Source organism: Halomonas sp. C10-5 (assembly GCF_057169305.1).
Genome location: NZ_CP175665.1, coordinates 343,736 through 364,896, shown reverse-complemented (window position 1 = coordinate 364,896; position 21,161 = coordinate 343,736). Strand labels below are relative to the sequence as shown.

13 protein-coding genes and 1 pseudogene are annotated in these 21,161 nt (G+C 67.9%); 8 read left to right on the top strand and 6 right to left on the bottom strand.

Features of this window, described 5'->3' with window-relative positions; genetic code table 11:
* Positions 1–149 precede the first annotated feature (149 nt).
* From prlC to ACJ7IV_RS01670, 5 genes are all read left to right on the top strand, one after another.
* Positions 150–2,198 carry an oligopeptidase A gene (gene prlC / locus ACJ7IV_RS01690; RefSeq protein ID WP_483865522.1) on the top strand — a complete coding sequence of 683 codons (2,049 nt, stop codon included), beginning with the start codon at positions 150–152 and terminating at the stop codon, positions 2,196–2,198.
* A gap of 51 nt (positions 2,199–2,249) precedes the next feature.
* Positions 2,250–2,495, top strand: coding sequence for a YheV family putative zinc ribbon protein (locus tag ACJ7IV_RS01685; RefSeq protein ID WP_161431546.1), 246 nt, complete (start codon positions 2,250–2,252; stop codon positions 2,493–2,495).
* A 1-nt stretch (position 2,496) separates the two neighbouring features.
* Positions 2,497–4,200 carry a Na/Pi cotransporter family protein gene (locus tag ACJ7IV_RS01680; RefSeq protein ID WP_483865521.1) on the top strand — a complete coding sequence of 568 codons (1,704 nt, stop codon included), beginning with the start codon at positions 2,497–2,499 and terminating at the stop codon, positions 4,198–4,200.
* Positions 4,201–4,546: 346 nt separating this feature from the next.
* Entirely contained in the window at positions 4,547–5,530 is a 984-nt protein-coding gene (locus ACJ7IV_RS01675; protein WP_483865520.1) for a TAXI family TRAP transporter solute-binding subunit, read from the top strand.
* An 85-nt stretch (positions 5,531–5,615) separates the two neighbouring features.
* Positions 5,616–7,814: a TRAP transporter permease gene (locus ACJ7IV_RS01670; protein WP_483865519.1), complete on the top strand. Its 2,199-nt coding sequence runs from the start codon at positions 5,616–5,618 to the stop codon at positions 7,812–7,814.
* A gap of 116 nt (positions 7,815–7,930) precedes the next feature.
* On the opposite strand, the gene metF is transcribed toward ACJ7IV_RS01670, so the two are convergent.
* A complete protein-coding gene (gene metF / locus ACJ7IV_RS01665) occupies positions 7,931–8,773 on the bottom strand; it encodes a methylenetetrahydrofolate reductase [NAD(P)H] (protein ID WP_483865518.1) in 843 nt (280 codons plus the stop codon).
* Positions 8,774–8,935: 162 nt separating this feature from the next.
* On the opposite strand from metF, the gene ACJ7IV_RS01660 reads away from it, so the two are divergent.
* Positions 8,936–9,871 carry an AEC family transporter gene (locus ACJ7IV_RS01660; RefSeq protein ID WP_483865517.1) on the top strand — a complete coding sequence of 312 codons (936 nt, stop codon included), beginning with the start codon at positions 8,936–8,938 and terminating at the stop codon, positions 9,869–9,871.
* On the opposite strand, the gene ahcY is transcribed toward ACJ7IV_RS01660, so the two are convergent.
* The 3 genes from ahcY to metK form a co-directional block, all read right to left on the bottom strand.
* A complete protein-coding gene (gene ahcY / locus ACJ7IV_RS01655; RefSeq protein ID WP_483865516.1) occupies positions 9,872–11,281 on the bottom strand; it encodes an adenosylhomocysteinase in 1,410 nt (469 codons plus the stop codon).
* A gap of 66 nt (positions 11,282–11,347) precedes the next feature.
* Positions 11,348–13,036, bottom strand: a complete 1,689-nt coding sequence (gene ligB / locus ACJ7IV_RS01650) for an NAD-dependent DNA ligase LigB (RefSeq protein WP_483865515.1) — start codon at positions 13,034–13,036, stop codon at positions 11,348–11,350.
* A 111-nt stretch (positions 13,037–13,147) separates the two neighbouring features.
* Positions 13,148–14,368: a methionine adenosyltransferase gene (gene metK / locus ACJ7IV_RS01645; RefSeq protein ID WP_483865514.1), complete on the bottom strand. Its 1,221-nt coding sequence runs from the start codon at positions 14,366–14,368 to the stop codon at positions 13,148–13,150.
* Between the two features lie 269 nt (positions 14,369–14,637).
* Here metK and tkt point away from each other — a divergent pair, with 269 nt between their 5' ends.
* Together tkt and ACJ7IV_RS01635 are read left to right on the top strand one after the other, a co-directional pair.
* Positions 14,638–16,629, top strand: coding sequence for a transketolase (gene tkt, locus ACJ7IV_RS01640; protein ID WP_483865513.1), 1,992 nt, complete (start codon positions 14,638–14,640; stop codon positions 16,627–16,629).
* Positions 16,630–16,775: 146 nt separating this feature from the next.
* Positions 16,776–17,811 (top strand): annotated as a pseudogene (locus ACJ7IV_RS01635) (IS110 family RNA-guided transposase).
* Positions 17,812–18,122: 311 nt separating this feature from the next.
* Here ACJ7IV_RS01635 and ltrA read toward each other — a convergent pair.
* Both ltrA and ACJ7IV_RS01625 read right to left on the bottom strand, forming a co-directional pair.
* On the bottom strand, positions 18,123–19,499 hold the full coding sequence (ltrA, locus tag ACJ7IV_RS01630; RefSeq protein ID WP_483865512.1) for a group II intron reverse transcriptase/maturase: 1,377 nt from the start codon (positions 19,497–19,499) through the stop codon (positions 18,123–18,125).
* A gap of 525 nt (positions 19,500–20,024) precedes the next feature.
* Entirely contained in the window at positions 20,025–21,077 is a 1,053-nt protein-coding gene (locus ACJ7IV_RS01625; RefSeq protein WP_483865511.1) for a class I fructose-bisphosphate aldolase, read from the bottom strand.
* Positions 21,078–21,161 lie beyond the last annotated feature (84 nt).

Below are 21,161 nucleotides of genomic sequence, written 5' to 3'. Positions count from 1 at the left end.
CACTCCCGAAATACGGCGTGCGGGATCCCGCACGCATGAAAGCTCGCAAGCCTAGCAGCCTGCCCCCACACGGCAAACCCTGCCACCGATTGAAACTCGCCCCGTGCGCCCTCATCTTGTGGGCATTCATCCCCTGATTCGAGGTGCGCATGCCCCGCAACCCCCTGCTCGAGACCCATGAGCTTCCCCCCTTCGAGGCCATCCGCCCCGAGCACGTGGTGCCGGCCATCGACGAGCTGCTCGCCGAGAACCGTCATGCCATCGAGGCGCTGGTCGAGCGGGCCGAGAACGAGCCGCCCAGCTGGCAGGGCCTGGCCGCCCCGCTGGAGTCGCTCAACGACCGCCTGTCCCGCGCCTGGTCGCCGGTCTCCCACCTCAACGGCACCATGAACAATCCCGAGCTGCGCGAGGCCTACCAGGCCTGCCTGGGCAAGCTCTCCGAATACAGCACCTGGCTGGGCCAGCACGAGGGGCTGTTCCGTGCCTGGCAGGCGCTGAAGGAGGGGCCGGCCTGGGAGACGCTGGACGAGGCCCAGCGCCGCACCGTGGAGAACACCCTGCGCGACTTCCGCCTCGCTGGCGTCGACCTGCCCACCGAGAAGAAGCGCCGCTACGGCGAGATCAAGGCACGCCTCTCCGAGCTCTCCAACACCTTTTCCAACCAGCTGCTCGACGCCACCCAGGCCTGGCACCTGGACCTGGCCGACGAGTCACGGCTTGCCGGCCTGCCCGAGAGCGCCCTGGCCACCCTGCGTGCCAACGCCGAGGCCAAGGGAGTCGCGGGCTACCGCATCACCCTGGACTTCCCCAGCTTCTTCCCGGTGGTCACCTACGCCGACGACAGCGAGCTGCGCCGCGAGGTCTACACCGCCTTCGTCACCCGCGCCTCGGACCAGGGCCCCCACGCCGGCCAGTATGACAACGCCCCGCTGATGGAGGAGATCCTCGCCCTGCGCCACGAGCTGGCCGAGCTGCTGGGCTTCGCCACCTACGCCGACTATTCGCTGGAAACCAAGATGGCCGAGTCCCCGGCCGAGGCCCAGGCCTTCCTCGAGGACCTGGCCCGGCGCGCCGTGCCCCAGGCACGCGAGGAGTTCGCCGAACTCGAGGCCTTCGCCCGCCAGCGGCTGGGCATGGCCGAGCTCGCCCCCTGGGATATCGGCTACGCCAGCGAGAAGCTTCGCGAGGAGCGCCACGCCATCAACGAGGAGCAGCTGCGCCCCTACTTCCCGGCCCCACAGGTGGTGGATGGCCTGTTCCGGGTGGTGGAGCGGCTGTTCGGCGTCACCTTCGCCGAGGACGAGAGTGCCCCGCGCTACCATCCGGACGTGCGCTTCTTCCATATCATGGAGCAAGGCGAGCCCATCGCCGGCTTCTACCTCGACCTCTACGCCCGCGAGGGCAAGCGCGGCGGCGCCTGGATGGACGAGTGCCGGGTGCGCCGCCACGAGGGTGACTCCCTGCAGCTGCCGGTGGCCTACCTGACCTGCAACTTCACCCGCCCGGTGGGGGAACGGCCGGCGCTGCTCACCCACGACGAGGTGACCACCCTGTTCCACGAGTTCGGCCACGGCCTGCACCACATGCTGACCCGGCAGACCATCGCCGATATCTCCGGGATCAACGGCGTGGCCTGGGATGCCGTGGAGTTGCCCAGCCAGTTCATGGAGAACTACTGCTGGGAGCGCGAGGGGCTCGACCTGATCGCCGGCCATGTCGACAGCGGCGAACCGCTGCCCGCCGAGCTGCTCGAGAAGCTCCAGGCGGCCAGGAACTTCCAGTCCGCCATGGGCATGGTGCGCCAGCTGGAGTTCTCGCTGTTCGACCTGCGCCTGCACCATGAGCTTGCGGCCCCCTCCGCCGCCGAGATCCAGGCACTGCTCGATGCGGTGCGCGATGCCGTCTCGGTGGTGCCGAGAGCCGACTTCAACCGCTTCCAGAACGGCTTCGGACATATCTTCGCCGGCGGCTACGCGGCCGGCTACTACAGCTACAAGTGGGCCGAGGTGCTCTCCGCCGATGCCTGGAGTGCCTTCGAGGAAGCGGGTATCTTCGATCCCGAGACCGGACACCGCTTCCGCACCGAGATCCTCGAGCGGGGTGGCTCCCGCGACGCCGCCGAGCTGTTCCAGGCCTTCCGCGGCCGTGCGCCCAGCGTCGAGCCACTGCTGCGCCACAGCGGCATCCGCGCCAGCTGATCCTTCGCCATACATGCCTCGGCCCACGGGCCGAGGCCTACAGGAGTCCCCATGGCCGTCCAGAAACGCTTTATCGCCGGTGCCATCTGCCCGCGCTGCGCCGAGATGGACCGCATCCGCAGCTGGGAGCAGAACGGCATCCGCTACCGCGAGTGCGTCAGCTGCGACTTCTTCGAGCAGCTGCCCATCGAGGAGCAGGCTGCCCCGGAGCTGACCACCCGCGTCAACCGCCCCCACCAGGAGGACACCGCCGAGGACTTCCAGACCGTCAAGATCCTCGACCCCAAGGGACGCTGAGGTGACCCGCCAGGGAGTGGCGCGGGCGCTGCTGTCGCGACGCCGGCAGCTGGAGGTGCTGGGCCTGGCCGCAGCCGCCGCCCTGCTGCTGGCACGCCCCGACCTGGCCACCCTGGCCGCCGGGCTGGGGCTCTTCCTGTGGGGCATGACCCGCCTGCAGGAGTCCATCAAGCGCCTCTCCGGCGGCACCCTTGACCGCTGGCTGCATGCCGCCACCTCGAAGCCGCTGCGCGCCATCGGCGTGGGGGCGGCGGCCACCGCCCTGGTGCAGTCCAGCTCGCTGGTCACCCTGCTCGCCATGTCCTTCGTGGGTGCCGGGCTGGTCGCCCTGCCCGGCGCCATCGCCCTGCTCTTCGGCGCCAACCTCGGCACCACCACCGGGGCCTGGCTGATCGCCGCCTTCGGCCTGCGCTTCGACCTGGCCGCCTTCGCCATGCCCTTCCTGGCCATCGGCCTGCTCGGCTCCCGGCTGCTGGACGACGGCCGCGCGGCCATTGCCGGGCTGCTGCTGGGCGTGGGGCTGCTGTTCCTCGGCATCGACTTCATGAAGCTGGGCTTCGCCGCCTGGCAGAACGGACTCTCGCTGGATGGCCTGGCCGGCGGCAGCGCCTGGCACTGGCCACTGTTCGTGCTCTTCGGGGTGCTGGCCACGGTGGTGATGCAGTCGAGCCACGCCACCCTGCTGATCACCCTGGCGGCACTGGCGGGGGGACAGCTGCCCTACCTGCCCGCCCTGGCGGTGGCCATCGGCGCCAACGTCGGCACCACGGTAACAGCGGTGCTGGGGGCGCTGGGCTCGGGGGCCCCGGCCAGGCGACTGGCCGGGGCCCATGTGGCCTTCAACCTGGTCACCGCCGCCGTGGCCCTGGCCCTGCTGGTGCCGCTGGCCTGGGTGGTGGATCAGTTCGGGGCGTTTATCGGCCTGGCCGAGGATGCCTGGCCGCTCAAGCTGGCGCTCTTCCACACCCTGTTCAACCTGCTCGGCATCCTGCTGATGCTGCCCTGGATCCCGCGCCTGGCGACACGCCTCGAGCGCCTCTTCCCGCAGCCGACCCACCTCCTGCCGGCCCAGGCCCGCTATCTGACGCCGGCCGCGCTGCAGCACGCCGATACCGCCATGGCCGCCATGGAGCAGGAGTGCCACCGCCTCAACCGCCGCGCCTACCACCTGCTCTGCTCGGCCATCCTGGTGCCCAGCGCCGAGGCGATCGGCCACCCGCCCTCCCGCGAGGTAGTCGAGCGCCCTATCGCCCCCGAGGACTGGCCGACGGTCAACGCCCGCTACCATGAGCGGATCAAGCCACTGATGTCGGAGATCCTCGACTTCTACGCGCGCATCGACGAGCCGCTGACCGAGCAGCAGCAGGCCCGCCTCGAGACCCTCTACGCCCGCACCCTGCGCATGGTCGAGGCGGTGCGCTTCGGCGAGGTACTCCAGCGCAGCCTGCTGCGCCACGCCGCCCCGGCAAGCCCCCTGCGCGCGGCCCACGACGAGATCCGCCTGGCCCTGGCCCAGGGCCTCAACCGCCTGGCCAACGACCCCGAGGCCAGCGATATCGCCGGCCCGATCGACGAGGTACGCCAGCGCTGGCAGCGCCGCCTGGCGGAGCACCTGCGCGAACATCGCCTGGATCCCTGGCTCGCCTCCTCGCTGCTGAACGACCTGCACCAGGCCAGCCGGCTGATCGGCGCCCTGGCGGCGTAGCGCCACTCTCACCTGCCCAGCGGCGCTTTCAAGCGGTGACGACAGGCATGTGCGGATTTCCGCACACTGATAACGGTCTGGCGTGCGAGAAACCGCCACTTCGACGCCGGAGAGAATTCGACCAAGGTCGCAGAAATACTTTTCAACTGACTGATATCAAAGACTTTCCATGCAGCCGGCCCGACCCTTGCTATATTCATTGTCGTATAGCGGAATGAACGCCCTACGTTGAAAGCCGCGTCCCGATGCAGTCGGCATGCCCGGCAGGAGCTGCCAGACTGACAGGGCCTGCCCGGCAACCAATGCCCGGGACACCACCAACGACAACATGCAATGGAGTCACGCCATGCGTCTTCTTTCCACCAAGCTGCTCGCCGGCACCGTGGCCGGTACCCTGCTGGTCGCCGCCTCGGCCGCCGCCCAGGACCGCAGCGACTGGCCCGAAAGCTTCACCGTCGGCACCGCCAGCCAGGGCGGCACCTACTTCGTCTACGGTTCCGGCTGGGCCAACCTGATCGCCGACGAGCTGGACATCTCCGGCGGCGGTGAGGTCACCGGCGGCCCTAACCAGAACCTCGCCCTGGTGCACACCGGCGACCTGGCCCTGGGCCTGACCACCATGGGACCGGCCGCCGAGGCCCTGGCCGGCGAGAGCCCGCTGGCCCCCGGCGTGCCGATGGACAACGTCTGTGCACTGTTCCCGATGTACGAGACCCCCTTCTCGATCACCGCCCTGTCCGACAGCGGCATCGAGTCGATCTCCGACATCCCCGACGGCGCCAGCATCGGCTTCGGCCCGGCGGCCTCCACCTCCGACACCTACTTCCCGGCCATCCTCGAGGAGCTGGGCGTCGACTTCGAGCGCCGCAACGGCGGCTGGAACGACCTGGGCGGCCAGCTGCAGGACGGCCTGATCGATGTCATCGCCTTCGCCGCCGGTATCCCGATTCCCGCGGTCAGCCAGCTCGAGGTGCAGACCGACATCAATATCGTCGAGTTCACCGAAGAGGAGCAGGCCAAGGTCCTCGAGGCGTTCCCGGTGTCGCCGTTCATGATCCCGGCCAGCACCTACCAGACCCTCGAGGAGGACGCACGCGCCGTCTCCATGTGGAACTTCACCATCGCCGGCTGTGATCTGCCCGAGGACTTCGTCTACGAGATCACCAAGCTGAGCATGGAGAACAACGACAAGATGCTCGACGTCCACCGCAGCGCCGCGACCAGCATCCCGGAGAACATCCAGTACAACACCGTGCTGCCGTTCCACCCGGGTGCCGTGCGCTGGTATGAGGAAAACGGCTACGAGATCCCCGAGGATCAGAAGCTGTAAGCCGTCTCACCCCGAACGCCGCCCCGGGTCGCGCCACGCCGGGGCGGCACGCTTGCCGTTACGTCCCACACCCAAGGGTGTCTTCATGTCGCACTCCCCCGATTCCCGAGACGACGTCACCGCTGACGACGTCATTCAACCCATCAACGCCGAGGGCGTCGATGAGGTCGCCGCCGAATCCAACCGACGGCTCTATACCGGCTGGCAGTGGCTGCTGTTCGGCACCCTGGCCATCGTCTACTCGCTGTTCCACCTGGTCTCGCTGAACGTCTACCCGCTGGAGACCTGGTCGTTTCGTATCCTGCACATCGCCGGCGCGCTGATCCTCGGCTACGGCTTCTATGCCGGCACCCGCTTCGCCGACCATGACCATGAGCGCTCCGCCGCCTGGATGCGCTGGCTGAGCTACGCCCTGCTGATCCCGGCCTTCTACGCCCTGGTGCGGGTGGTGATGATGTATCAGGCGATGAACGATGGCGCCCTGCGCATCGCCCCCGAGATCGAGGCCTGGCACTTCGGCTACCCGCTGATCCTGGCCACCGCCGCCGCCATCCTGCTCTCCTGGGGCTACCGCCAGGTGCGCGAGGCGCTCTCCCCCGCCGACCTGGTGCTGATGGTCTGCTCCCTGGCGGTGGCCGGCTACCTGCTGGTGATGTTCAACAGCCCGCTGCGCGCCTCCACCGGCACCTCCTTCGCACCGATCGGCATCTCCTACGCGGCCATCGCCGGTTCGCTGCTGATCCTCGAGCTGACCCGTCGGGTCGCGGGCCTGGCACTGGTCATCATCTCGGCGATCTTCCTGATCTATGTCTTCGCCGGCCCGTACCTGCCGGGCTTCCTCGGCTACCCGGGGCTATCCCTCAACCGCTTCTTCAGCCAGGTCTATACCGACGCCGGCATCCTCGGGCCGACCACCGCGGTCTCCTCCACCTACATCATCCTGTTCATCATCTTCGCCGCCTTCCTGCAGGCCTCGAAGGTGGGTGACTATTTCGTCAACTTCGCCTTCGCCGCCGCCGGCCGGGCCCGCGGTGGCCCCGCCAAGGTCTCCATCTTCGCCTCCGGCCTGATGGGCATGATCAACGGCACCTCGGCCGGCAACGTGGTCTCCACCGGCTCGCTGACCATCCCGCTGATGAAGAAGGTCGGCTACCCGGCACGCAGCGCCGGGGCCATCGAGGCCGCCGCCTCCACCGGCGGGCAGATCATGCCGCCGATCATGGGCGCCGGCGCCTTCATCATGGCCGAGGTCACCGGCATCCCCTATACCGAGATCGCCGTGGCGGCGCTGATCCCCGCCATCCTCTACTTCCTGTCGATCTACTGCATGGTGGACTTCGAGGCCGCCCGCAAGGGCATGCGCGGCATGCGCAAGGAGGAGATCCCGCAGTTCCGTCGCCTGGCCAAGCAGGTCTACCTGTTCACGCCGATCATCATCCTGATCGCCGCCCTGTTCATGGGCTACTCGGTGATCCGGGCGGGCACCCTGGCCACCGCCTCGGCGGCCATGGTGAGCTGGCTCACTCCCCACCGCATGGGGCTGCGCGCCATCCTCACGGCACTGCAGCTAGCCGGCACCATGTCGATCCAGATCATCGCCGTGTGCGCCTGTGCCGGCCTGATCGTCGGCGTCATCGCCCTGACCGGGGTCGGCGCACGCTTCTCCTCGCTGCTGCTGGGCCTGGCCGGGGTCAGCCAGCTGCTGGCGCTGTTCTTCGCCATGTGCATCTCGATCCTGCTCGGCATGGGCATGCCCACCACCGCGGCCTATGCGGTAGCCGCCTCGGTGGTCGCCCCGGGCCTGATCGGCATCGGCATCCAGCCGCTGGTGGCGCACTTCTTCGTGTTCTACTTCGCGGTGGTCTCGGCGATCACCCCGCCGGTGGCCCTGGCCTCCTACGCCGCGGCGGGCATCTCCGGCGACAACGCCATGGGCACCTCGGTGGCCTCGTTCAAGATCGGCCTGGCCGCCTTCATCGTGCCCTTCATGTTCTTCTACAGCCCAGCCATGCTGATGGAAGGCTCCTGGATGCAGATCCTGCGCGTCGGCGTCACCGCCACCCTGGGCATCGTGCTTCTGGCCGCCGTGGTCCAGGCCTGGTTCTTTGGCCCGGTGAAGGTCTGGCAGCGAATCGTGATGCTGATCGGTGCGCTGTTCATGATCTACGGCGGCATCTACACCGATATCGCCGGCCTGGCCATCGGCACCGCGCTGTTCCTGATGCAGCGTAAGCTGCACGGCAAGGGCGGTGGGGGCGCCTCGCCGGCTTCCGCTTCGAGCTGAGGCCCCGGCCCCGGCCCCGCCCAAGGCGGGTCACTGCTCCAATACAGGGAGTCCAACGCAGCGAGCCCCGCCAGATGGCGGGGCTCGCTGCGTCATGTGTGGTGCCGCGATCGACGTCAGCCGACGATATTGTCGACGATGCGCAGGCTCGGCGCCGCCTGGTTGAGCGTGTAGAAGTGCAGGCCCGGTGCGCCACCATCGAGCAGGCGCTGGCAGAGGCGTGTGATCACCTCCTCGCCGAAGGCAGCAATGGATTCGCTGTCGTCACCGTAAGCCTCGAGCTGCTTGCGCATCCAGCGCGGAATCTCGGCCCCGCAGGCGTCGGAGAAGCGCGCCAGCTTGGCATAGTTGGTGATCGGCATGATGCCCGGCACGATGGGCGCCTCGACGCCCAGGGCACGCGCCCGGTCCACGAAGTGGAAGTAGGCGTCGGCATTGAAGAAGTACTGGGTGATGGCGAGGTTGGCACCGGCTTTCACCTTGCGGGCGAAGTTCTCGACGTCACGCTCGAAACTGGGCGCCTGGGGGTGCGACTCCGGATAGGCGGCCACGGCAATCTCGAAGTGATCGCCGGTCTCCTCGCGGATGAACTCCACCAGCTCGTTGGCATAGCGGAACTCGCCGATGCCGCCCATGCCCGAGGGCAGGTCGCCACGCAGGGCCACCAGGCTGTCGATGCCCTCCTCGCGGTAACGGGCCAGCAGGTCGCGCAGTTGCGCCTTCTCGCTGCCGATGCAGGAGAGGTGCGGCGCGGTGGTGATGCCCGCCTCACGGACCTGGTGCACGGTATTCAGGGTACGGTCCTGGGTGGAGCCACCGGCGCCGTAGGTCACCGAGAAGAAGCGCGGCGAGCGCTCGGCCAGAGCGTCGCGCACCCCGATCAGCTTCTCGCGGCCGGCCTCGGTGTTGGGCGGGAAGAATTCGAAGCTGATGCCCAGCGGGTGTTGCTGCGTGCTCATCGGGTCTCCTCATGAGGCGTTTGCATGATGGGGCCATTGTGACGAGTCGCCGTCCTCCCCACCAATGAAAGATTCGCGGTGCCATATTGATTTCATTCAAGTTGGCGACCGGCGCCACCCCGGGCATCATGTGCCCTCGAGTCATGCAACAGGGGACATTACATGCACGCCATCGACCCCGGCGCCCTGATGGGCCCGCTGTGGACCCTCCTGAGCTATGTCGCCCTGGGCTGGCTGGCCGCACGGCGTCTCGCGGTGGACCCGCGCCCCATCGCCACCCTGCTGATCTACCTGGTGGCGCCGCTGACCTTCTTCCGTGGCCTGGTGCAGGGCGGCCCCACCCCCACCTACCTGTTGCTGACCCTGGCGGCCTTCGCGGTAGCCAGCCTGCTCGCCCTGCTGGTGCATCGCCTGACCCGCGGCACCTTCGCGCCCCAGGAGAGCGCCCTGCTGGCCTTCTCCGCCGGCACCGGCAACACCGGCTACTTCGGCCTGCCGGTGGCGCTGGTGCTGCTGCCGCCGGAGGGGGTCACCCTCTACCTGTTCTGCGTGCTGGGCATCACCCTGTACGAGTTCACGGTGGGCTTCTACCTGAGCGCCCGGGGACAGTTCTCGGTGGCCGAGAGCCTGGCCAAGATCGTGCGACTGCCGCTGGTCTATGCCTTCCTGGCGGCACTCGTGGTCAGCGGCCTGGGGCTTGAGGTGCCGGCGGCAGCCATGCAGGGACTGGCGGTATTCCCGGCGACCTACACCCTGCTGGGCATGATGATCATCGGCATGACGCTGGGGCGGGTCAGCATCCGGGAGGTGGATGCCCGCTTTATCGCTGCCTGCGTGGCGATCCGCTGTGTGCTCTGGCCGCTGCTGGCGCTGGGCGCGGTGCTGCTGCTCCAGTCAGTGGCTCCGCTCTCTCCCGAACTGGCCATGGCCATGCTGCTGCTGGGCGTGGTGCCCATGGCCGCCAACGTGGTGGTGGTGGCCATGGAGCTGGGCATCGCCCCGGCCAAGGGCGCCCAGGCGGTGCTGGTCACCACCCTGGCCGCCCCGCTGCTGATCCCCTTCTACCTGACGCTGATGATGCGCCTGGCCGGCTTGTGATCAGTAGCGATAATCGTCGGGCTTGTAGGGGCCGTCCGCCGGCACGCCGGTGTAGTCGACCTGGGCCTCGGTCATACGGGTGATCACCCCGCCGAAGCCCTCCACCATATAGCGGGCCACCTCCTCGTCGAGGTGGCGCGGCAGCACACTCACCGTGAGCGCTGCGGCTTTCTCCCCGGCCGGCAGCTCGGCGAAGCGTCCCTGGTAGAGGTGCATCTGCGCCAACACCTGGTTGGCGAAGGAGCCATCCATCACCCGGGAGGGGTGGCCGGTGGCGTTGCCCAAGTTCACCAGGCGTCCCTCGGAGAGCAGGATCAGGTAATCACGGCTGGCGGGGTCGAACTCGCCGGGCTTGCTGTCGCGATAGACCTTGTGCACCTGGGGCTTGACCTCCTCCCAGTGCCAGTGGCGGCGCATGTAGCCGGTATCGATCTCGCTGTCGAAGTGGCCGATGTTGCACACCACCGCCCCGGGCTTGAGGGTCTGCAGCATGGCGGCGTCGCAGGCACCAATATTGCCGGTACAGGTCACCACCAGGTCGATGCGCGCGAGCAGGCCGCGGTCGATGCTGTCCAGGCCGAGGTTCTCGCCGTCGACGTAGGGCGAGACCACCTCATAGCCGTCCATGCAGGCCTGCATGGCGCACAGCGGGTCGATCTCCGCGACCTTGACGATCATGCCCTCCTGACGCAGCGAGGCCGCCGAGCCCTTGCCCACGTCGCCGTAGCCCACCACCAGCGCCTGCTTGCCGGCCAGCAGGTGGTCGGTGGCGCGCTTGATGGCGTCGTTGAGGGAGTGGCGGCAGCCGTACTTGTTGTCGTTCTTCGACTTGGTCACGGCATCGTTGACATTGATGGCCGGCACCCTGAGCGAGCCGCCGCGCAGCATCTCCTGCAGCCGGTGCACCCCGGTGGTGGTCTCTTCAGAGATGCCATGGATGGCGTCGAGCAGCTCCGGGCGCTTCTCGTGGAGCAGCAGCGTCAGGTCGCCGCCATCGTCGAGCACCAGGTTGGGCGCCCAGCCATCCGGCCCCGTCACGGTCTGCTCGATACACCACCAGAACTCCTCCTCGGTCTCGCCCTTCCAGGCAAATACCGGGATACCGGCGGCGGCGATGGCGGCGGCGGCATGGTCCTGGGTGGAGAAGATGTTGCAGGAGGACCAGCGCACGCTGGCGCCCAGGTCGATCAGCGTCTCGATCAGCACCGCGGTCTGGATGGTCATGTGGATGCAGCCGGCGATGCGGGCTCCCGCCAGCGGCCGGGACTCGCGGTACTGCTCGCGAATCGTCATCAGCGCCGGCATCTCGGTCTCGGCGATGCGGATCTCGCGACGCCCCCAGTCGGCCAGGGAGAGGTCGGCGACCTTGAAGTCCTGCGTCGCGGGCGTGGTCACGGCGGGCTGGTTCATGGGCTCACCTCGTGGGTTGCGAAGGGCATGCCCCTCACTATAGGCAGGGAGCCGAGCCGGCGACAATCAACGCCCGAAGCCGGCCACCCCGAGCCCGGCAAGCCGTTCGGCCTGGCGCCGCACCTCGGGGTGGGCGAAGAACTCGGTCAGTCCCTCGGCGCGCCCCGGCCCCACCCCGGGCAGGGCCGCCCAGTCGTCGACTCCATGCCCGGCCAGGGTTTTCCAGTCGGCCGGCAGGCCGGCCTCCACCCCGGGCGGCGCGCCCAGCGCCTGCAGCCAGCGAGCGAAGGCTGACTCCCTGGTCGCCGCGAAGGTGGCCATCAGCCTGCCCGCACGCACCTCGCCGATACCGTGGGCGCGGCGGAGAGCGCGTTGATCCAGGGTCAGCCAGTCGAGCAGTTCCTCGATCAGGCCGGCCTCCACCAACGCCTCCCAGGTGCCCGGGCCGACGCCGGCGAGGTCCAGCGCCTCGGGGCCCGACAGCCAGGCCAGGCGCTCCAGGAACTGCGCCTCGCACCCCGGCGAGGCGCGCAGGCAACTCAGTGCGTGATATGCCTCGGGGTCCGGCAGGCGCGGCGGTCGACGCTCGGCGCCGCGCCAGGCCACCGCCTCGAGGCGGGGAATGGTCAATCCGGCCAGGGCGATGATGACGTGGTCGCCGGCATGGATATCCAGCTCGCGCCAGCGGGAGAGCGACCCCACACCGACCCGACGGATGGTGCGCCCCTCCAGAGTCACCGGGTGCAGATGGAGCAGCGGGGTGATTCGACCGGTGCGGCCGATACGAAACTCCACCCCGCGCACCTCGGCCAGCACCTCCCGGGGCGGATGCTTCCAGGCCACCGCCCAGTCGGGTGGCTCCGCCCGCCAGACAGCGGCGGGCGCGCGCGAGGCCTGGCGCAGCAGCACCCCGTCGGTGGCGAAGGGCAGCGGGCCCTGGAACCAGGCCCGGCGCCAACGCCTAGCCGCGGCGAGGTCAACCACCGGATGGGTATAGGCCAGCGTATCCACGAAGCCCAGCGCCGCGAGCCCCGCCAGGCGCTCGTCCATGTCATTCGGGCCGTCGGGCCAGTCCCAGACGAAGAGCCCGACACGCGCCGCCTCGGCGTCATCCAGGCGATCGCGGGCCAGCAGGCCGCTCACCTCGGCACGCGCCCCACCGTCGCCGACCTCGGCCTGGACATGATCGACGCGACGCAGGTAGAGCTCGCCCTGCAGCACGGCATCCCGCGGTTCGGGCAGACGAGCCGGCACCGCTGGCAGACGCCTCACCCGACGGGTCCAGTCCTGCCCCCGCTCGCCGTCGCCGCGGCTGATGGCCGCCACCAGTTCACCGCGACGATAGGCCAGGGTCACCGCCACCCCGTCCACCTTGGGCTGGATCCAGGCATCGCGGCGGCGCACCAGCCAGCGTGCCACCGCCTCGACGTCCGCTAGCTTGGCGAGCCCCGTCTGGGGGACCGGATGGCGCGCCTCGCCGGCCGGGTAGCCCGGCGACACCGCCGTGGGCACCTGCTCGGGGAAGCAGCGCCGCCAAGCCTCGAGGCGTGCTCGGGCCTGATCGTAGACGTCGTCGCTTACCGCAGACTGACCGCGCCGGTAGTAGGCCTCGTCCCATTCGGCCAGGCGCGCCACCAGGGCCTCGACCGCCACGTGTGAAGGCGGAGTCGGACAGGGGGCGGCGGCGACCAGCGTGGCCAGGAGGATCAGCAGCCCGCCCCATCGCAGGGGACGCAGCAGACGATTCAGGCGCATGGGCGGCACCGAGGACGAGGGTTACCCTCACCCTAGCATCGGGCCCCGCGCGGCGCTGCCGGCGGGGCCCGTCATTCCCTGTAAGCCTGGGCTTACATGACCTGGTATGTCCTAGAGACCGGATGCCTGACGCAGGGCGTGGGCGCGGTCGGTCTTCTCCCAGGGGAAGGCGGTGAAGGTCTCGGTATGCTCCTGGCCCTGGGTGTCGGTCCAGGTATAGGAGGTCTCGAAGGGCTCGCGACCGAAGTGCCCGTAGGCCGCGGTCAGCCGGTACATGGGGTGCAGCAGGTCGAGCATGCGGGTGATGGCATTGGGCCGCAGGTCGAAGTGCTCGCGCACCAGCTCGATGATCCGAGCATCATCCACCTTGCCGGTGCCGAAGGTGTTGACCGAGACGGAAGTCGGCTCGGCCACGCCGATGGCGTAGGAGACCTGAATCTCGCACTTGTCGGCGAGACCGGCGGCGACGATGTTCTTGGCCACGTAACGGCCGGCGTAGGCGGCGCTGCGATCGACCTTGGAGGGGTCCTTGCCGGAGAAGGCGCCGCCACCGTGGCGAGCCGTGCCGCCGTAGGTATCGACGATGATCTTGCGGCCGGTCAGGCCGCAGTCGCCCACCGGGCCACCGATCACGAACTTGCCGGTCGGGTTGATATGGTACTTGGTCTCGGCGGAGAGCCACTCGGCGGGAATCACCTGCTCGATGATCTCGCGCTTGACCATCTTGCGCAGTTCCTGCTGGTCGATGCCCGGGTCGTGCTGGGTGGAGAGCACGATGGCATCCACCGCACAGGGCCTGCCCGCGGCGTCGTAGCGGAAGGTAAGCTGGCTCTTGGCATCCGGACGCAGCCAGGGCAGCAGGCCGTGCTTGCGCAGTTCCGCCTGGCGCTCCACCAGGCGGTGAGCGTAGTGGATCGGCGCCGGCATGTAGCTGTCGGTCTCATTGGTGGCGTAACCGAACATCAGCCCCTGGTCGCCGGCCCCCTGGTCCTCGGGCTTGCTGCGGTCGACGCCCTGGGCGATATCCACGCTCTGCTTGCCGATCAGGTTGAGCACGCCACAGGTCTGGCCGTCGAAGCCGACGTCCGAGGAGGTGTAGCCGATGCCGGTGATCACCTCGCGCACGATGGCCTCGAGGTCGACCCAGGCGGAGGTGGTGATCTCGCCGGCGACGATCGCCACGCCGGTCTTGACCAGGGTCTCGCAGGCCACCCGGGCCTGCTTGTCGCGGGCGATGATGGCGTCGAGCACGGCATCGGAGATCTGGTCGGCGATCTTGTCCGGATGCCCCTCGGAGACGGATTCGGAGGTAAACAGGGAGTATTCGCTCATGGCGTCCTCGACCGTGATGTCACGGATGTCACAACATGTCACAAAAACAGGCCGCGGCGGCCCTCATATCGGGGCCAAGAGTCTACACGCTGGGCCTGCGCCCGGCATCCACGATTTGAAGCGCGACGTCAAGTCGGCGACAATACGCCACCGACTTCGACCGTGTCGCGCCCGTCCCGCGCGGCACCCGATCCAGCCAGACAGCCCGTCCCCGCCGCCTCCCGGCGTGGGTCGCACGCATAATCATGCCGCAGGCGAGGAGCTAGCCCATGCCGTCCCGATTCGAACTGGCCAATGCCATTCGCGCCCTTTCCATGGATGCCGTCCAGAAGGCCAACTCCGGCCACCCCGGCGCGCCCATGGGCATGGCCGACATCGCCGAGGTGCTGTGGAACGATTATCTCAAGCACAACCCGGCCGACCCCAAATGGGCCGATCGTGACCGCTTCGTGCTCTCCAACGGCCACGGCTCGATGCTGCTCTACTCCCTGCTGCACCTGACCGGCTACGAGCTCGGCCTGGAGGAGCTGCAGAACTTCCGCCAGCTCCACGCCAAGACCGCCGGCCACCCCGAGTACGGCTATGCGCCGGGTATCGAGACCACCACCGGCCCGCTGGGCCAGGGCCTGGCCAACGCCGTGGGCATGGCACTCGCCGAGAAGACCCTGGCGGCCCAGTTCAACCGTCCCGGTCACGCCATCGTCGACCACCACACCTATGTGTTCGTGGGCGACGGCTGCCTGATGGAGGGCATCTCCCACGAGGCCTGCTCCCTGGCCGGCACCCAGCAGCTCGGCAAGTTGATCGCCTTCTATGACGACAACGGCATCTCCATCGACGGCGAGGTCGAGGGCTGGTTCACCGACGATACCGCCAAGCGCTTCGAGGCCTACGGCTGGCACGTGGTGCCCAATGTCGACGGCCACAAGCCCGAGGAGATCCGCGCCGCCATCGAGATGGCTCGCAGCCAGGACGACAGGCCCAGCCTGATCATCTGCAAGACCATCATCGGCTTCGGCGCCCCCAACAAGCAGGGTAAGGAGGAGTGCCACGGCGCCGCGCTGGGCGATGACGAGGTCGCCGCCGCGCGCAAGCAGCTTGACTGGCCCCACGCGCCCTTCCATGTGCCCGAGGAGATCTATCGCGGCTGGGACGCCAGCGAAGCCGGCCAGACCCAGCAGGAGGCGTGGCAGGCCCGCTTCGAGCGCTACGCCGAGGCCCACCCGGAACTGGCCCGCGAGTTCGCCCGCCGCATGGAGTGCAAGCTGCCCGCCGAATTCACCAGCGAGGCCATGGTGCAGCGCGCCCAGGAACAGGGCGAGTCCATCGCTTCCCGCAAGGCCTCGCTCAACTGCCTCAACGAGCTGGGCCCGCAACTTCCCGAACTGCTCGGAGGCAGCGCCGACCTGGCACCCTCCAACCTGACCTTCTGGGACGGCGCCAGGGCGATCACCCCGCAGACGCCGGACGGCAACTACCTGCACTACGGGGTGCGCGAGTTCGGCATGGCCGCGATCATGAACGGCATCGCCCTGCACGGTGGCTTCATCCCCTACGGCGCCACCTTCCTGATCTTCATGGAGTACATGCGCAACGCGGTGCGCATGGCGGCGCTGATGGGCAAGCGCGCCATCTACGTGTTCACCCACGACTCCATCGGCCTGGGTGAGGATGGCCCCACGCACCAGCCGATCGAGCAGCTCACCAACCTGCGCACTACTCCCAACCTGGCCACCTGGCGCCCCTGCGACGCCACCGAGACCGCCGCCGCCTGGGATGCCGCGCTGAAGCGCAACTCCGGCCCCACGGCGCTGGTGTTCTCCCGCCAGGGCCTGCCCCACCAGGCGCGCACCAAGCAGCAGCTGGCCAATATCCAGCGCGGTGGCTACGTGCTGAAGGACAGCGAGGGCACCCCGGAGCTGATCCTGATCGCCACCGGCTCCGAGGTGGGCCTGGCCATGGACGCCGCCGCCGAGCTCGAGTCCCAGGGCCGCGCCGTGCGCGTGGTCTCCATGCCCTCCACCTACCGCTTCGACGGCCAGGACGCCGAGTACCGCGAGAGCGTGCTGCCGAAAGCCGTGACCAAGCGCATCGCCATCGAGGCCGCCCACGCCGACTTCTGGTTCAAGTACGTGGGCCTCGACGGCCGCGTCATCGGCATGCGCAGCTATGGCGAATCCGCCCCGGCGGGCGACCTGTTCAAGCACTTTGGCTTCACCGTCGAGAACGTGGTCAAGCAGGCCACCGAACTGCTGGGCTGACGTCGCCTCCACCCCGGATCGGGTAGGGGCCGGGGTCACCCCCGGCGCCCTCCCACACCACCAATGGGATGGAGTCCTCCCCACCCACCCTCGGCGCCAATGCGCCACACTGAGAGGGTAAGGCCACCGGCTGAGGAGCGCATCCCATGAACATTACCCGCGTTGGTGTCGACATTGCCAAGTCTGTCTTCCATGTCCACGGCGTCGATCGTCATGATCAGGTTCAATGGCGCGGCAAATACAAGCGTGACAAGTGGCTGGAGGCCATCGTCAACCGTGTCCCGGCAGGCGCCGAGATCGGCATGGAAGCCTGCGCGTCGTCCCACCATTGGGCGCGTGCGCTGCAGGCGCGTGGCTATCGCGCCAAGCTGATCGCCGCCCAGTTTGTCAAACCCTACGTCAAGAGCAACAAGAACGATCGCGTGGATGCCGAGGCGATCTGCGAGGCCATGGGCCGCCCCCACATGCGCTTCGTGGCCGTCAAGACGGTCGCCCAGCAGGACGTGCAGGCGGCGCATCGCATCCGCAGTGAACTGGTTCAGCAACGTACCGCCAAGGCCAACCAGATTCGTGGCCTGATCGGCGAGTACGGGCTGGTGGCGCCCACCGGCATCGGCCAGCTGCGCGCGGCCCTGCCAGGCTGGCTGGAGGACGCCGAGAACGGTTTGACCGATGACTTCCGTGCCCTGTTGGCGGGGCTCGCCGAGGATCTGCGCCACCTTGATGACCGAATCGTCGCGGTGACAGAACGCATCGAGCGCCACGCCCAGACAGACCCTGTCGCCAAGCGGTTGATGGCCCTGCGTGGCGTCGGCATCTTGACCGCCAGCGCGTTGGCCGGCGCCCTGGGCGACGCCCAGGCCTTCAAGCGCGGGCGCGATTTTGCCGCCTCGCTGGGTCTGACACCCCGGCAACACAGCACGGGAGGACGCGACCGCCTGCTGGGCATCAGCAAGCGCGGCGATAGCTACCTACGAACCCTGCTGACGCATGGCGCGCGCCGTGCTGCGTTACAGCAAGGGCAAGGAGGACAACCTCAGCCACTGGGTCAGACAACTGGCTGAGCGCAAGCATGCCAACGTGGCGGTCATCGCGCTGGCCAACAAGACGGCGCGCATCGCCTGGGCGATCACACGTCACGACAGTGACTATGACCCTGAGTTGGCGGCGCATGTGGCGTAACACCAACCCATTCAATTTACTTGATTTACAGTGAGATAACCCACCATCACGATTGCTGAGCATGCTGCAGATGGCGCACAGGTCGAACCGACGTCAGCAAACCCCTATATGCCTAAGAGCGAGTTGCTCGTACCACCGATTGGGAGCTGGCGTGCGGATAGCCCATCAGGGTCCGATGCCGTTGGTATCATTAGAAAGACCGGATATACGTGTGCAGTCGTACCTACCGTCCATCGTGCCCATGCTTGCAAACGGGGAGGACTCCATATACGGGCATACGGTTCCGTACCACGGCGGTTCACGAAGAACGACTAAGCCCTCTTGACCGTATCGAGTACCGAGATCAGACCCTGCTGCTCGAACCATTTCCGTGGCAAGGCCTGATTCATGTGCGAGGCACCGGCATTCCACCAGGGGCCTCGCCCGTTTCCCGCTGACTTCCACGCCCGCTGGTCGTCCAGACCCAGCGCCAGGAGCTTGTGACGCCGGGTCCGCGGGCGTTTCCATTGCCGCCAGATCACGCAACGCAGCCGGCGACGTATCCAACCATCCAGTGCTTCCAGCGGGCGCTTCACGTCAACGAGGGAGAAGTAGTTGGCCCAGCCCCGCAGGACTGGGACCAGCTCTTCAATGACTCGCCGTATGTTGCGCCCCCTGCCGCGCTTGAGGATCTCGCGGACACGCTGCATCAGGCGCTGCAGGCTGGCCTTGGCCAGCGTCAGCTTCGGCAGCTTGTGTCGGGTCAGCGTGTAGCCCAGGTACCCCCGGTTCCAGGGGCGGTCCACCGCACTCTTGTCGCCATTGACCGTCAGCCTGAGCGAGCTCTCGAGAAAATCACTCAAGCTGGCCATGACGCGCTCTCCCGCCCGCCGACTCCTGACGTATACCTGAACGTCGTCGGCGTAGCGACAGAAGCGGTGGCCGCGACGTTCCAGCTCCTTGTCCACGTCATCCAGCAGAATATTCGCCAACAGCGGACTCAGCGGCCCACCCTGAGGCGTTCCCTGCTGGCGTGGCGCAGCCAGACCGTCCTGGAACATCCCGGCTTCCAGATAGCGGCGGATCAGGCGCAGCACCCGCTTGTCACGGACGCGACGCGCGATCCGCGCCATCAGCAGGTCATGGTTCACCCGGTCGAAGAAGGCTTTCAGGTCGAGGTCGACCACCCAGCGGTGGCCGGCCGCCACATGGGCCTTCATCGCCGCGACAGCCTGCTGGGCGCTGCGCTTGGGACGATAACCGTAGCTCGATTCGGAAAAGCCCGGATCGAAGATCGGCGTCAGTACCTGAAGCAGCGCCTGCTGGATCAGCCGGTCGGTGACCGTGGGGATGCCAAGCTGTCGCGTTCCGCCCTTGGGCTTGGGAATCTCGACGGCTCGGATCGGGCTGGGGTGGTACTCACCGGCCAGCAGCCGCTCGCGCAGCGTTGGCCAGCATTCCTTCAAGTGGTCGGCCAACTGGTCCGCCGTCATGCCATCGGCACCCGGCGCCCCTTTGTTGGCGACCACCCTTCGGTAAGCCCGCGCCATGTTGGCCTTTTCTACCACGGCCTCCATAAGCGGGGCGGGCTCCGCTTTCGTCCACGATGACGACGCCGGGATCGTCTCGACGCCCACCGGCTGGGACGCGGGGTTCCGCCCCTGCCCCTCTGGGTGGGGGGCGGTATCAGCGCCACTTTCTGTCTTCATGATCGATCCTCGAGACGTCATCGCCTACTCGCGGTTCTTCATGTTCGGCCCTTGGTGCCGCGGTGAACCGGCACTTACTATGGCCTCTGCTGACGTCTGGTGGCCCATCCCGTCGCCTCTCGACGCCGGTAGCACCGTGGCAGACCACCAGACCTCCCAGGGTAAGACGCGCGACCTTCCCGCTTATGCCTGTCGGATCTACGTCATGGCGTTCCGTGCAAGTACCGGGCTTTGGTGATGCTTGCCACCTCACCCCGCCATGCCGCCTCGTATCCGCTTCCTGTTCGTCAGGCCAGCGTTTTGCTTCGGGCTGCCTTCGGATTCCCCCTCACGGGAGACACCCTTGCCGTCAGCTAGCACTTCCCCTTGCCGGGCGTGCAGGGGACTTTCACCCCCAAGTCATTCCAAGGCACCACCCTTGGAAACAGCGCCAGTCAGGCGCTGCGCGCCATGCCTGGCGCACAAGCAGAAAGGGCACGACCTCACGGTCGTGCCCTTTTCCGTGTGGTTTGCACGATCAACGCCTCAGGCGACGGTGACCTCCGGCGACAGGTAGACGTCCTGGATGGCGTTGAGCAACTCGACGCCTTCCGCCATGGGCTTCTGGAAGGCCTTGCGGCCCGAGATCAGGCCCATGCCGCCGGCACGCTTGTTGATCACCGCGGTGCGCACCGCCTCGCCAAGGTCGGAGGCGCCCTTGGCGCCGCCGCCGGAGTTGATCAGCCCGGCACGCCCCATGTAGCAGCAGGCCACCTGGTAGCGGGCCAGGTCGATGGGGTGGTCGGTGGCCAGGGTGTCGTAGACACGGTCGTGGGTGTGGCCGAAGCCGACGGTGCGGTAGCCGCCGTTGGTCTCGGGCAGTTTCTGCTTGACGATGTCGGCGTTGAGGGTGGCCGCCAGATGGTTGGCCTGCCCGGTGAGGTCGGCCGCCAGGTGGTAGTCGGTGCCCTCGTGCTTGAAGGCGGGGTTGCGCAGGTAGGCCCACAGCACCGTGGCCATGCCCAGCTGGTGGGCGCGCTCGAAGGCCTCGCTGATCTCCATGATCTGGCGACGGCTCTCGTGGGAGCCGAAGTAGATGGTCGCCCCCAGCGCCACGCAGCCCATGTCGAAGGCCTGCTCCACCTGGGCGAACAGCGTCTGGTCATGGATCGCCGGATGGCTCAGGGTCTCGTTGTGGTTGAGCTTGAGCATCATGGGGATGCGGTGGGCGTAGCGGCGCGCCACCGAGGAGAGCACGCCCAGCGTCGAGGCGACGCCGTTGCAGCCCCCCTCGATGGCCAGCTCGACGATGTTGGCCGGGTCGAAGTAGAGGGGGTTGGGGGCGAAGGAGGCCCCCGCGGAGTGCTCGATGCCCTGGTCCACCGGCAGCAGGCTGAGATAGCCCGAGCCGCCCAGGCGGCCATGGTCGAGCAGTGCCTGCAGGCTGCGCATCACCGCGGGGCTGCGGTCGCTATCGGCCACCACCCGGTCGACGAAGTCGGGCCCGGGCAGGTGGAGTTGCTCCCGGGGCACGCCCCGGCACTCGTGGGTCAGCAGGGACTCGGCCTGCTCGCCCAGCAGCTTGGCAATATCAGTCATGGTCTTCCTCTCCTTGGCGGTTGCGACACGCCCATCCTGGCGTAGCGAAAGACCCTACCCAGCGTCGCCCAGGCCTTGCAAGAT

Bases quoted from the DNA above. Each gene is read 5' to 3' on its own strand.
- prlC (WP_483865522.1), top strand. From the start codon at position 150: ATGCCCCGCAACCCCCTGCTCGAGACCCATGAGCTTCCCCCCTTCGAG.
- ACJ7IV_RS01685 (WP_161431546.1), top strand. From the start codon at position 2,250: ATGGCCGTCCAGAAACGCTTTATCGCCGGTGCCATCTGCCCGCGCTGC.
- ACJ7IV_RS01675 (WP_483865520.1), top strand. From the start codon at position 4,547: ATGCGTCTTCTTTCCACCAAGCTGCTCGCCGGCACCGTGGCCGGTACC.
- ACJ7IV_RS01670 (WP_483865519.1), top strand. From the start codon at position 5,616: ATGTCGCACTCCCCCGATTCCCGAGACGACGTCACCGCTGACGACGTC.
- metF (WP_483865518.1), bottom strand. From the start codon at position 8,773: ATGAGCACGCAGCAACACCCGCTGGGCATCAGCTTCGAATTCTTCCCG.
- ACJ7IV_RS01660 (WP_483865517.1), top strand. From the start codon at position 8,936: ATGCACGCCATCGACCCCGGCGCCCTGATGGGCCCGCTGTGGACCCTC.
- ahcY (WP_483865516.1), bottom strand. From the start codon at position 11,281: ATGAACCAGCCCGCCGTGACCACGCCCGCGACGCAGGACTTCAAGGTC.
- ligB (WP_483865515.1), bottom strand. From the start codon at position 13,036: ATGCGCCTGAATCGTCTGCTGCGTCCCCTGCGATGGGGCGGGCTGCTG.
- metK (WP_483865514.1), bottom strand. From the start codon at position 14,368: ATGAGCGAATACTCCCTGTTTACCTCCGAATCCGTCTCCGAGGGGCAT.
- tkt (WP_483865513.1), top strand. From the start codon at position 14,638: ATGCCGTCCCGATTCGAACTGGCCAATGCCATTCGCGCCCTTTCCATG.
- ltrA (WP_483865512.1), bottom strand. From the start codon at position 19,499: ATGAAGACAGAAAGTGGCGCTGATACCGCCCCCCACCCAGAGGGGCAG.
- ACJ7IV_RS01625 (WP_483865511.1), bottom strand. From the start codon at position 21,077: ATGACTGATATTGCCAAGCTGCTGGGCGAGCAGGCCGAGTCCCTGCTG.